Raw genomic sequence first — 12865 nt, 5'->3', positions numbered from 1 at the left:
TGGTCGGTTCGTCCAGCAGCAGCAGGTCGGACGGGCACATCAGCGCCTGCGCCAGGTTCAGGCGCATGCGCCAGCCGCCGGAGAAGCTGGCCACCGGCCGCGCCATCTGTTCCAGCGAGAACCCCAGGCCCAGCAGCAATTGCTCGGCGCGCGAGCGCACGGTGTAGGCATCGGCATCGGCCAACGCGGTATGCAGCTCGGCGATATGGTTGCCGTCGTGTTTGTCGTCCGGCTGCGCTTCGGCGCGGGCCAGATCGGCTTCCAGCTGGCGCAGGTGAGCGTCGCCATCGATGGCGTACTCGATGGCGGGACGATCCAGCGCCGGCGTTTCCTGCGCAACATAGGCCATGCGCCAGCGCGCCGGGAAATCGACATTGCCCTGGTCGGCATGCAGCTCGCCACGCAGCATGGCGAACAGGCTGGACTTGCCGGCGCCATTGGCGCCGATCAGGCCGATCTTGTCGCCCGGATTGAGTGTCAGGTCGACATTTTCCAGGAGCGGCTTGACGCCACGCTGGAGGGAGACTTGCTGGAAACGGATCATCGGTGATTCACAATCGTTGGAGCGCGCTAACGCGGATGCTGACGCTCAGGGTCAGGCCAGTTGCAGTTGTTCGGCCGTGACCAGGAACACCATGTCGTCACCGGCACTGGTGGTCAGCCAGGTCAGTTCCAGTTCCGGGAAGGCGGCTTCGGCGAAGGCGCGCTCATTGCCGATCTCGACCACCAGCACGCCTTCGGGCGTGAGGCGCTCGGCAGCGCCAGCGACGATCTTGCGCACCAGGTCCATGCCATCCTCGCCACCGGCCAGGGCCAGTTGCGGTTCGCGCAGGTATTCCTGAGGCAGCTTGCTCATGGAACCGGAATTCACATACGGCGGATTGCTGATGATCAAGTCGTACTTGCGCAGCGGCAGTTGCGTGTACAGGTCGGACTCGACCAGGTTGATGCGCTCCTGCAACTGGTATTCGTCCACATTCTTGCGCGCCACGGCCAGCGCATCGGCAGAGATGTCGACCGCATCGATCTGCGCGTTCGGGAAGGCATCGGCCAGCAGGATCGGCAGGCAACCGGAACCGGTGCACAGGTCCAGCGCGTTGACGAGGGCTTCCGGATCCTGGATCCAGGGCGAGAAATGCTGCGGAATCAGTTCGGCGATGAAGGAACGCGGCACGATCACGCGTTCATCTACGTAGAAGCGATATGCGCCCAGCCAGGCTTCATTGGTGATGTAGGCGGCCGGGACGCGGTCCTTGCTGCGGCGTTCGATCACACGCATGACGGACGCGATTTCCTCGGGGAGCAGACGCGCATCGAGGAAGGGATCGAGCTGATCCAGCGGCAATTTGAGCGTATGCAGGATCAGGTAGGCTGCCTCGTCGAGCGCATTGCTGCTGCCGTGGCCGAAGAACAGTTGCTCGGTGTTGAAGCGGGTCACGGCGTAGCGCAGCAGGTCGCGCACGGTGGAGAAATTGTTGGGGGTCATGGTGTTCTCTTCAATGCTTGGGCTTACGCCAGCAGGTTTTCCAGCGTCTTGCGGTAGATGTTTTTCAGGGGATCGATGTAGCGCACTTCGATGTGCTCATCAATCTTGTGGATGCTGTCATTGGGCGGACCGAACTCGATCACCTGCGGGCAGATCCGGGCGATGAAGCGGCCGTCTGAGGTACCACCGGTGGTCGACAGTTCGGTATCCAGTCCGGTCTCGTCCTTGATCGCCTTGGACAGCGCATCCGACAGGTCGCCGCGCGGGGTCAGGAAGGGCAGGCCGCCAACGGTCCACTTCAGGTCGTATTCCAGGCCGTGCTTGTCGAGGATGGCATGCACGCGCTGCTGCAAACCTTCCACGGTGCTGGCGGTGGAAAAGCGGAAGTTGAAGTCGATCACCACTTCGCCCGGGATCACGTTGGAGGCGCCGGTGCCGCCGTGGATGTTGGAGATCTGCCAGGAGGTCGGCAGGTAGTACTCATTGCCCGCATCCCACTGCTCGGCCACCAGTTCGGCCAGTGCCGGCGCAGCCTGGTGGATGGGATTGCGCGCCAGTTGCGGATAGGCGATATGGCCCTGGATGCCCTTGACGGTCAGCTTGCCCGACATGGTGCCGCGGCGGCCGTTCTTGATCATGTCGCCCAGGGTCTTGGCCGAGGTCGGCTCGCCGACGATGCAGTAATCCAGCTGCTCGCCACGCGCCTTGAGCGCATTGCAGACCACCACGGTGCCATCGATGGCCGGACCTTCTTCATCGCTGGTGATGAGGAAGCCGATCGATCCCCTGTGCTCCGGATGGGCCGCCGTGAACTCTTCGCAAGCCACCACCATGGCGGCGATCGACGTCTTCATGTCGGACGCGCCGCGACCGTACAGGCGGCCATCGCGCAGGGTCGGCTGGAAGGGATGCGACTGCCACTTCTCCAGAGGACCGGTGGGCACCACGTCGGTGTGGCCGGCAAAGACCACCAGCGGCTGCGCCGTTCCCTTGCGCGCCCACAGATTGGTGACGTCGCCGGACTGGATGGTCTCGCAGACGAAGCCCAGCGGCGCGAGCAATTCCGCCAGCCGCGCCTGGCAGCCTTTGTCTTCGGGGGTGACGGAAGAAAGGGACATCAATTCCTGGGTCAGGGCCAGCGTCTTGCTCATGATCATTTCTCGAAAATGTGTTGATACTGATCGGCCTTGAAGCCGACGTGATACTGCTTGCCATCGAACAGCACCGGGCGTTTCACCACCGACGGGTTTTCCACCATCAGGGCCACCGCAGCGGCGTCATCGGTGATGGCGGCCTTGCGCTCATCCGGCAGGGCGCGCCACGTGGTCCCCTTGCGGTTGACCAGCACGTCACGCTCCACGTCCTTCAGCCAGGCCTGCGCCTGTTCGGCAGTGAGGCCGGCCTTCTTGAAATCGTGGAAGTCAAAGGCGATGCCTTGCTCGTCCAGCCACACGCGGGCTTTCTTGACGGTGTCGCAGTTGGGAATGCCAAAAAGGGTGATCTTGTCGCTCATGTTCGCTTTCTCAATGGGGCTGGCTATCGGGGGGCCAGAACACGACGCCGCGCCGGTGTGCGAGACGACCGGCGCGGCGCGTGGATGCTTCAGGCCTTCAGCAAAGCCGCAGCGCGGAATTACTCGCCGCGCAGCAGTTCGTTGATGGAGGTCTTGGAGCGGGTCTGGGCATCGACCTTCTTGACGATGATCGCGGCGTACAGGTTGTACTTGCCATCCTTGGACGGCAGGTTGCCCGGCACCACCACCGAGCCCGCCGGCACGCGGCCGTAGTGGACTTCGCCGGTTTCGCGGTCGTAGATCTTGGTCGACTGGCCGATGTACACGCCCATGGACAGCACCGAGTTCTCTTCGATGATGACGCCTTCGACCACTTCCGAACGGGCACCGATGAAGCAATTGTCTTCAATGATGACCGGACCGGCCTGCACCGGTTCCAGCACGCCGCCGATGCCGACGCCACCGGAAAGGTGAACGTTCTTGCCGATCTGGGCCGCCGAACCGACGGTGGCCCAGGTGTCGACCATCGTGCCTTCGTCGACGTAAGCGCCGATGTTGACGTAGGAGGGCATCAGCACCACGTTGCGGCCGATGAAGGAGCCATGACGCGCCACCGCCGGCGGCACCACGCGGAAGCCGCCCTTGGCGAAATCTTCAGCAGTGTAATTGGCGAACTTGGTCGGCACCTTGTCGTAGAACTGCGGATAGCCATGTCCGGCCGACATTGGCACGTTGTCTTCCAGGCGGAAGGACAGCAGGATGGCCTTCTTCACCCATTGGTTGACTTCCCACTGGCCGACGCCCTGGCGGTTGGCCACGCGCAGGGTGCCATCATTCAGGCCTGCGATCACTTCGGCCACCGCATTGCGGATGTCGGCCGGGGCGCTCTTGGGAGACAGGCTGGCGCGGTCTTCCCACGCCTGATCGATGATGTGCTGAATGGACTGTTGTGTCATGTTGGTATCGATGAACTCTAGGGTGAACGGGAGAGAAACTGGCACCGGGGCCGGTGCTGACAAGCTCAAGCCTGGCCGGCCAGTTTCTTCGTGAAGGCGACGATGCGTTGCGCAGCTTCCAGGCATTCGTCGACTTCGGCCACCAGCGCCATGCGGATGCGGCCCGCGCCCGGATTGACGCCATGCGCTTCGCGTGCCAGGTAGCTGCCCGGCAAGACCGTGACATTATATTCGGCGTACAGACGACGGGCGAATTCGGTGTCGCTGATGTCGACCAGCTTGTCGACCTTGGCCCACAGGTAGAAGGCGGCATCGGGCAGGGCGACGTCCATCACTTCCTGCAGCAGCGGGGTCACCTGGGAGAACTTGGTGACGTACTTGGCGATGTTGTCCTGCACGTGGGTTTCGTCCTGCCAGGCCAGCACGGAGGCGGCCTGGATCACCGGGCTCATGGCCGCGCCGTGGTAGGTGCGGTAGAGCAGGAATTTCTTGAGGATGGCTGCATCGCCGGCCACGAAGCCCGAGCGCATGCCTGGCACGTTGGAGCGCTTGGACAGGCTGGAGAAGGAAACCAGGTTGCGATAGTCACGGCCCAGCAGACGTGCGGCCTGCATGCCGCCCAGCGGCGGATCCTGCTTGAAATAGATCTCCGAATAGCACTCGTCGGAGGCGATCACGAAACCATAGCGATCCGACAGGGCGAACAGTTCCTTCCAGTCTTCCAGCGTCAGCACGGCGCCGGTCGGGTTGCCCGGCGAGCAGACGAACAGCAGTTGCACGCGTTCCCATACTTCTTGCGGTACCTGGCTGAAATCGGGCGCAAAGTTGCGCGCCGGGTCCGAATTGACGAAGTAGGGCTCGGCACCGGCCAGGTAGGCCGAGCCTTCATAGATCTGGTAGAACGGGTTGGGGCACATCACCAGCGCGCCGGGCCTGGTCGGATCGACCACGGTCTGGGTCAGCGAGAACAGGGCTTCGCGCGAACCGATCACCGGCAGGATCTCGGTCGCCGGATCGGGACGCGGGATGTCGTAACGCTTCTGCAGCCAGTCAGCGATCGCACCGCGCAGGGCGTCGCTGCCCAGGGTGGCCGGATACGAGGCCAGGCCGGACAGGTTGTCCGTCAGCGCCTGCTGGATGAAGGCAGGGGTAGGGTGCTTGGGCTCGCCGATGCCCAGGCTGATCGGACGATAAGCCGGGTCGGGCGTGATGCCAGCGAAGAGCTTCTTGAGCTTTTCGAAGGGATAGGGCTGCAGTTTGTCGAGTAGGGGATTCACGTCGCTGGACTGGAGTAAAGCTTTCCGGGCCAGCGTCTCGCGAGGAGCTCGGCCGGCCACGGCAAAGGGCTGGGAAAGTTGGCGATTATACCGTCATTTGAGGGCATTGCCGCGCTCCCGGTCGGCCCGGTGTTGAGTCCTTGGCATGTCTGGCTCACAAGAAAACGGCTGTGGTGATCCTGATCGGGCGCGTGTTCACCTTCCTGCACGCTGGCAAAGAAAAGGTGCAATCCGGAAAATCAGAGACAGTTACGCGGTGTATTCAGGGGATTGTCAGGGAGAGTCAGAGAGTATTGTGGTCGCTCGCCAAAACGGGGCCGTTCACAGGGCGGCCCACCCATTCCCGGAGAACAAGAATGAAAAGCCTCAAGGCGCAGCTACTGTCTGCGCTGGTCGTGATGTGGATCGGTTTGCTGGCGCTGGCCGCCTGGTCCGCCTTCAGCGCCCGTGAAACCATGATCGAAGAACGCAAGGATGGCCTGCGCCGCGTGGTGGAAGCCGCCAACGGGGTTGTCAACAGCTACGTGGCCGATGTCGCGGCCGGCAAGATTTCCAAAGAGGAAGCCCAGAAGAACGCGCTGGAACGCATCGCCGCCATGCGCTACGACGGCGACAACTATCTCTTCATTTTCGACTCTCGCCCGGTGGTGCTGATGCTGCCGTCCAACAAGGCGATGATCGGCAAGAACGTGGCCGACCGCAAGGATTCCGAAGGCAAGGCCTATTACGTCGAGATGATGAAGGTCGGCCAGGAAAAGGGGCAGGGTTTCGTGCAATACATGGGCCGCCTGCCTGGCACCGACGACAGCAACCGCACGCCCAAAATGAGCTATGTGGTGCACAACAAGACCTGGGACTGGTTCATCGTCACGGGTGTGTTCCTCTCCGATGTGCAAGCCCAGTTCCGCTCCGACCTGTTCAAATTGCTCGGTATCCTGGTGGTGGTCGGTGGACTGGTCTCGCTGATGATGCTGGCCATCATCCGCCGCATCACCGGTAGCCTCGGTGGCGAGCCGGCCTATGCGGTGGCCATCGCCACGCGCATTGCCAGTGGCGACCTGACGGTACGGGTCGACACCCGTGCCGGTGACAATCGCAGTCTGCTCTTCGAGATGGCCACCATGCGCGAGCGCTTGGGCGGCGTCATCAAGGGCATCCGCCAGGGTACCGATGCCATCGATGTCGGCGCACGCGAGATTGCGGCGGGCAACCTGGACCTGTCTTCGCGCACCGAAGAGCAGGCCGGTTCGCTGGCCACTACGGCCTCCAACATGGATACCCTGACCGCCACCGTCAAGCAGAACGCCGACAACGCCCGCCAGGCCGGCCAACTGGCCAACAACGCCTCGGAAATCGCCAAGCGCGGCGGCGAGGTGGTGGGGCAGGTGGTGCAGACCATGGAGGGCATCACGGAAAGCTCGCGCAAGATCTCCGACATCATCGGCGTGATCGATGGCATTGCTTTCCAGACCAATATCCTGGCCCTGAATGCGGCGGTGGAAGCCGCCCGCGCCGGCGAGCAGGGGCGTGGCTTTGCGGTGGTGGCCTCGGAAGTGCGTTCGCTGGCCCAGCGCAGTGCCCAGGCGGCCAAGGAGATCAAGGCCCTGATCGAGGATTCGGTGCAGCGCGTGGGCGATGGCTCGGACCAGGTGGCCCGCGCCGGGGAGACCATGGGCGAGGTGGTGTCGGCGGTGCATCGCCTGACCGACATCGTCAGCGAGATTTCGGCGGCCTCCGAAGAACAGCGCCGGGGCATCGAGCAGGTCAACCTGGCCATCGGCGAGATGGATCAGGTGACCCAGCAGAACGCGGCCCTGGTCGAAGAGGCTGCTGCCGCAGCCGGTTCACTGGAAGAGCAGGCGCGACGCCTGAAGGCCGCAGTGGCGACCTTCCGCGTCGAAGGCGAAGAGGGCGCAGCTGCGCCCGTACCGGTGGCAGTCCCCAAGGCTGCGGCTGTCGTAGCCAAAGCAGCGATCCCGGTCAAACCACTGCCCAAGCCTGCGGCCAAGCCCATGGTCAAGGCAGCCGCGCCGCTGCCACCACCAGGCAAGCCTGCAGCCCCCGCCAAACCGGCCTCTGCGGGCAGGTCATCGCCCGCAAACGATGATGGGGATTGGGAGACCTTCTGATTTTCTCGGATTGAAATGAAGAAATGGACGCCGTACCGGGTGCGCTCGGTGCGGCGTTTTTCATGGCGGCCGGCGCATGGGACAGAAGGGCGGAAGCAGGCATCCTGGCGCGGTTTTTGGTCTGGCCGGGCCCGTGCGATGTTATGATACCGGCCGTTCCGGAAGCAAAAATCCCGCTTCCTCTTAACTGATTCAATTTGTCGATAACGTGCGTCTAACTTCCATCAAATTATCTGGATTCAAGTCCTTCGTCGAGCCTACGCACTTCCAGGTTCCGGGGCAGCTGGTGGGTGTGGTCGGGCCCAATGGCTGCGGCAAATCCAACATCATCGACGCCGTGCGCTGGGTCCTGGGCGAATCCAAGGCCTCCGAGCTGCGCGGCGAGTCGATGCAGGACGTCATCTTCAACGGTTCCACCCACCGCAAGCCGGCCGGGCGCGCCTCGGTCGAGCTGGTGTTTGACAACTCCGCCGGCAAGGCGGCCGGCCAGTGGGGCCAGTACGCCGAAATCGCCGTCAAGCGCACGCTGACCCGCGACGGTACGTCCTCCTACTACATCAACAACCAGTCGGTGCGCCGCCGCGACATCCAGGACATCTTCCTCGGTACCGGCCTGGGCCCGCGCGCTTACGCCATCATCGGCCAGGGCATGATCTCGCGCATCATCGAGGCGCGTCCTGAAGAGCTGCGCATCTTCCTGGAAGAAGCCGCGGGCGTGTCGAAGTACAAAGAGCGCCGCCGCGAGACTGAAAACCGCCTGCACGACACCACCGAAAACCTCACGCGCCTGGAAGACATCCTGCGCGAACTGAACGCCAACCTGGAAAAGCTGGAAGCGCAAGCCGCCGTGGCCAAGAAATTCCACGAGCTGCAAAACGACCAGGAAGAAAAGCAGAAGCTGCTGTGGCTGCTGCGAAAGAACGAAGCCAAGGCCGAGCAGGAGCGCTTCTTCAAGGAAATCGAACGCGCCCAGATCGACCTGGAAGAGCAGACCGCCAAGCTGCGCCACGTCGAAACCGAACTGGAACACATGCGCCAGGCGCACTACGCCGCCGGCGACCGCCTGCACCAGGCGCAGGGCCATCTGTACCAGACCAATTCCGAGATCGGCAGCCTGGAAGCGCAGATCAAGTTCGTCATCGAATCGCGCAATCGTCTGCAGGCGCAACTGAACTCGCTGGGCGCGCAGCGCGACCAGTGGCAGCGCCAGGGCACGCAGCAGCAGGAAGAACTGGCTGAAGCCGAGATCCAGCTGGAAGAATTCGGCATGCGCGTGGAGCAAGCCCAGCACGCCGTGCAGGACACCAGCGACCGCCTGCCTTCGCTGGAATCGGCCTGGCGCGAGTCGCAGGTCAAGACCACCGAGTCGCGCGGCAAGATCATGCAGGTGCAGCAGCAGATCGAACTGCAGTCCACGCACCAGCGCAATGCCTCCAACATCCTCTCGGGCCTGGCCGTGCGCCGCGAACGCCTGCTGCAGGAAAAGAGCGGCATGGCCCTGCCTGACGAGACGCACCTGTCCAACCTGCGCATGCAGCTGGAAGAAAAGCAGGCCTCGCTGGAAGAGGCGAGCATGTATCTGGAAGAGGCGCAGGAGCAACTGCCGCGCCTGGAAGAAGAGCGCCGCACCGCTCAGGAACTGGTCAGCAAGGAAACCTCGGCCAACGCCCAGCTGGAAGCCCGCCTCACCGCCCTGAAGCAATTGCAGGAAAGCGTGCAGGCCCAGGGCAAGGTCCAGCCCTGGCTGGAAAAGCACGGCCTGGCCGAGCTGCCGCGCCTGTGGCAGAAGCTGCACATCGAATCCGGCTGGGAAACCGCGCTGGAAGCGGTGCTGCGCGAGCGCATGTCGGCCCTGGAAATGTCCAACCTGGACTGGGCCAAGGCCTTCTTCAGCGACGCCCCGCCGGCCAAGCTGGCGCTGTACGCCCCCAATGCCGGCCTGGCCCAGCCCGAAGCCCAGCCGGTGGCGGGCCTGAAGCCCTTCGTGACCCTGCTGCAGTTGAATGATCCGGGTCTGCGCGCCCTGATGAACGACTGGCTCAACCACATCTACATCGCCGACGACACGGCCACCGCCTTTGCCGAGCGCGCCAAGCTGCCGCTGGGCGGCTTGTTCGTGACCCGCCAGGGCCATGTGGTGAGCAATGCCAGCGTACGTTTCTATGCCTCCGATTCGGAGCAGGACGGCATGCTGGCGCGCCAGCAGGAAATCGAGAACATCACCAAGCAGCAACGTGCCCAGGCTATGCTGGCCGAGGAAGCCAAGGGCCGTGCCGTGCGTGCCGAGGCAGCCCTGTCGGGCGCATCGCAGCGTCTGCAGGAACTGCGCCAGCGCGTCAATTCGCTCACGCAATCGGCACACAGCCTGCAGATCGAGGTGATGAAGCTGGCCGAAGTGCAGGAGCGCTTCAACCAGCGCAGCACCCAGATCGCCACTGATCTGGAAGAAATCGGGATGCAGGAAGCCGAGCAGCAGCAGGTACAGGCCGAATCCGAGGCCCGCTTCGAAGAGCTGGACATCGAACTGGCCGAACTGCAGGAACAGCACGAGAACGGCCAGACCGATTACCTGAACAAGGAACAGCAGCTCAACGACGCCCGCACCCGCCTGCGCGAGCTGGAGCGCGCCGCCCAGGAAACCGAGTTCGCCGAGAAGTCGCATCGCAACAAGATCGAGGAACTCAAGCGCGGCATTGCAACCGCCCTGGAACAGGCGGCGCAACTGTTTGCCAGCATGCAGCAAGGCTCGCTGGAACTGGAAAGCCTGGATGACCAGGCCGCCCAGGCCGGCCTGCAGGAACTGCTGGACCGCCGCAGCGAGCAGGAACGTGCGCTGGCTGATGCCCGCCACGAGCTGGATCAGCTGTCGCAGCAACTTCGTTCACATGAAGAATCGCGCATGCAGGCCGAACGCAGCCTGCAGCCCCAGCGTGACCGCATTACCGAACTGCAACTGAAGGAACAGGCCGCGCGCCTGAACCAGGAGCAATTCTCCGAAGCGCTGGCGCAGACCCAGGCCGACGAGGCCGCGCTGTCGGAAAAACTGACCAGCGACATGCGTCCGTCCTACCTGCAAGGCGAAGTGACGCGCCTCACCAATGCCATCGCCGCGCTGGGGGCGGTCAACCTGGCCGCACTGGATGAACTGGCGACCGCCTCCGAGCGCAAGCACTTCCTCGATGCCCAGCACGCCGACCTGAACGAAGCCATCACCACGCTGCAGGATGCGATCCACAAGATCGACATGGAAACCCGGGATTTGCTGCAGGACACCTTCGACAAGGTCAACCACCACTTCTCGGAACTGTTCCCGGTGCTCTTCGGCGGCGGCCAGGCCAAACTCATCATGACCGGCGACGAGATCCTCGATTCCGGCGTGCAGGTCATGGCGCAGCCGCCGGGCAAGAAGAACGCCACGATTCACCTGCTCTCCGGTGGCGAGAAGGCACTGACTGCTACCGCCCTGGTGTTCTCCATGTTCCAGCTCAATCCGGCCCCGTTCTGCTTGCTCGACGAAGTGGACGCGCCGCTGGACGATGCCAACACCGAACGCTTCGCCAACATGGTCAAGCGCATGTCGGAGTACACCCAGTTCCTCTTCATTTCCCACAACAAGATCGCCATGGAAATGGCGCAGCAGCTGATCGGGGTGACCATGCAGGAGCAGGGCGTGTCGCGCATCGTGGCGGTGGACATGGAGTCGGCCGCCAACTTCTCCAGCGCCGAGCAGGCCGCCTGATGATTTGTGCGGCAATGGCCTGCGGCTTTGTCGGCTTGACAAGCAGGGGGTGTGACCGTACCCTGAAAACCTTGCCGGCCAGCCCGCAGCGGGCGCAAGCCCCAGCTGGAACCGTTCTGATTCGGCCCCCACGGGCCATGGAAAAATAACAATATCTTGACCGCGCACTTGCCGTACCCGATCCGTCCGATACCCCTGCATGGCTCCGCTGAGCCGGTGCAGGCGGCTGCCAGCGCTGCGGCAGCATCGACGGAGCGCCGTGTGAGCGGCCCGCGCGGTCCAGGCTTTCTTGGATTGATAGGATTCGGATTTCTTCGATGAGCAGCTTTTCCCAGCCGACCATGCCACGCGGCGCCCATGATGGCGCCCTCCAGCCCGCCAGCCTGAAAGGTCGTGCAGCATGATGATGGATCTCCAGACCAGCCTGATCATCCTGGGCGGCGTCTTCGTCGCCGGGGTCATCACCTACAACAAGTGGCAGGAGCACAAGGCGCGCAAGACCGTGGAGCGCGCCTTTTCTTCGTCCCATGATGATGTCCTGATGTCGCCGGACGAGCCGGCGGCCACGGCCGAGCCCGTGTTCGCACCGCCCGTGTCCGAGCGCGCTGCTCCTGCGCCGCGGATGGCCGAGCCGACGCTCGACGCTGATGCCGGACGCGCCGAGCCTTCCTTCTATGATCTGCCTGAACGCAAGCCGGTACCGGCCCCGGTGAAGGCTTACCAGGAGCAGGCCGAGTTCGAGCCGCGTGAACCCTTCCTGGGTGAGCCTCCAGTGAGCACGGCTGCGCCCGCCGGAGCCGCTGCCGATGAAGCCGTGCTGGGTGAAGCGATGGCCCAGGCACCGCAATCGACGGTGGCCCAGGTCATCGCCGGAGCGGAAGAGCAGGGCGATACCGTCCCCGCCTTCACGCCGCCGCCCGAGATGCAGGCCCGCCTGGCCCCCAAGCGCGAATTGCCGGTGGACGAGCTGATCGACTGCAACATCCCCATCGCCCTGGAAAACCCGCTGCGCGGCGACAAGCTGCTGCCGATGCTGCAAGGCCTGCGCCATGTCGGCAACAAGCCGGTGCATTTCATCGGCCGCACCACCGACGGCGACTGGGAAGCCATCGCCCACGGCAGCATCTACAACGCCTTGCTGGCCGGTGCGCAGCTGGCCAATCGCAGCAATGCCATCAACGAGATCGAGTATTCGGAACTGGTCATGCGCCTGCGCGACCTGACCGATTCGCTCTCGGGCGAGCCGGAACTGCCGGACATGCCGGACGTCATCCGCACCGCCCAGGCGCTGCACCAGTTCATCATTGACCATGATGCGCAACTGTCGGTGAACGTGCGTTCGCAAGGCGCGCCCTGGAGTCTGGCGACCTTGCTGGCCGCGCTGACCCGCCAGGGCTTCGATCGCCGTACAGAAGGCTATCTGGTGATGCAGGATGGCGAAGGTGAAGTGCTCTTCGCCCTCTCCACCAATGCCACGCCGACCGACGAAACCACCGATCGCCTGACCCTGTTGCTGGACGTGCCCCGTGTGGCCCCGTCGCGCGATGGCTACGGAGCTCTGGTGGCCTGCGCCAAGTCGCTGTCGGCTCGCCTGGGTGGCGTCATCGTGGATGACAGCGACCAGCCCCTGACCGATGAGGCCCTTTCCGATATCGCCGAACAGGTGGCCGCGTTCTACAGCGCCATGGAATCGGCCGAGATCCCTGCCGGTTCCACCCGTGCCTTGCGCTTGTTCAGCTAAGGCCGCGTTTTTACTCCCCCTACG

At 63.6% G+C, this 12865-nt stretch carries 9 protein-coding genes; 3 read left to right on the top strand and 6 right to left on the bottom strand.

Going from position 1 to position 12865, the window contains the following annotated elements; genetic code table 11:
- The 6 genes from B3873_RS20280 to dapC all read right to left on the bottom strand — a co-directional run.
- The coding region (locus tag B3873_RS20280; RefSeq protein WP_286868613.1) for an ATP-binding cassette domain-containing protein at positions 1 to 544 on the bottom strand (544 nt) is incomplete at its 3' end.
- Between the two features lie 51 nt (positions 545 to 595).
- Positions 596 to 1486, bottom strand: a complete 891-nt coding sequence (prmB, locus tag B3873_RS20275; RefSeq protein WP_286868610.1) for a 50S ribosomal protein L3 N(5)-glutamine methyltransferase — start codon at positions 1484 to 1486, stop codon at positions 596 to 598.
- Between the two features lie 23 nt (positions 1487 to 1509).
- Complete coding sequence (gene dapE, locus B3873_RS20270) at positions 1510 to 2637, bottom strand: succinyl-diaminopimelate desuccinylase (RefSeq protein ID WP_286868608.1); 1128 nt, start codon at positions 2635 to 2637, stop codon at positions 1510 to 1512.
- Between the two features lie 2 nt (positions 2638 to 2639).
- Entirely contained in the window at positions 2640 to 2999 is a 360-nt protein-coding gene (locus B3873_RS20265; protein WP_044531779.1) for an ArsC family reductase, read from the bottom strand.
- Between the two features lie 119 nt (positions 3000 to 3118).
- Positions 3119 to 3955 (bottom strand): 2,3,4,5-tetrahydropyridine-2,6-dicarboxylate N-succinyltransferase, encoded by an 837-nt coding sequence (gene dapD / locus B3873_RS20260; protein ID WP_286868603.1) that lies wholly within the window; start codon positions 3953 to 3955, stop codon positions 3119 to 3121.
- Positions 3956 to 4020: 65 nt separating this feature from the next.
- The gene (gene dapC / locus B3873_RS20255) at positions 4021 to 5232 is read right to left on the bottom strand and encodes a succinyldiaminopimelate transaminase (RefSeq protein WP_034330875.1); all 1212 of its coding nucleotides are present in this window, start codon (positions 5230 to 5232) and stop codon (positions 4021 to 4023) included.
- Between the two features lie 356 nt (positions 5233 to 5588).
- On the opposite strand from dapC, the gene B3873_RS20250 reads away from it, so the two are divergent.
- The 3 genes from B3873_RS20250 to B3873_RS20240 all read left to right on the top strand — a co-directional run bounded on the left by B3873_RS20250 (position 5589) and on the right by B3873_RS20240 (position 12841).
- Complete coding sequence (locus B3873_RS20250; RefSeq protein ID WP_286868601.1) at positions 5589 to 7361, top strand: methyl-accepting chemotaxis protein; 1773 nt, start codon at positions 5589 to 5591, stop codon at positions 7359 to 7361.
- A 208-nt stretch (positions 7362 to 7569) separates the two neighbouring features.
- Entirely contained in the window at positions 7570 to 11100 is a 3531-nt protein-coding gene (gene smc / locus B3873_RS20245) for a chromosome segregation protein SMC (RefSeq protein ID WP_084320190.1), read from the top strand.
- A gap of 400 nt (positions 11101 to 11500) precedes the next feature.
- Positions 11501 to 12841: a cell division protein ZipA C-terminal FtsZ-binding domain-containing protein gene (locus B3873_RS20240; RefSeq protein WP_286868598.1), complete on the top strand. Its 1341-nt coding sequence runs from the start codon at positions 11501 to 11503 to the stop codon at positions 12839 to 12841.
- Positions 12842 to 12865 lie beyond the last annotated feature (24 nt).

Origin of the sequence: Herbaspirillum sp. UBA812 (genome assembly GCF_002296545.1) — a bacterium.
Classification (GTDB): Bacteria; Pseudomonadota; Gammaproteobacteria; order Burkholderiales; family Burkholderiaceae_D; genus Herbaspirillum; species Herbaspirillum huttiense.
The sequence above is the reverse complement of the archived record's forward strand: the minus strand, read 5'-3'. Positions and strand labels throughout refer to the sequence as shown.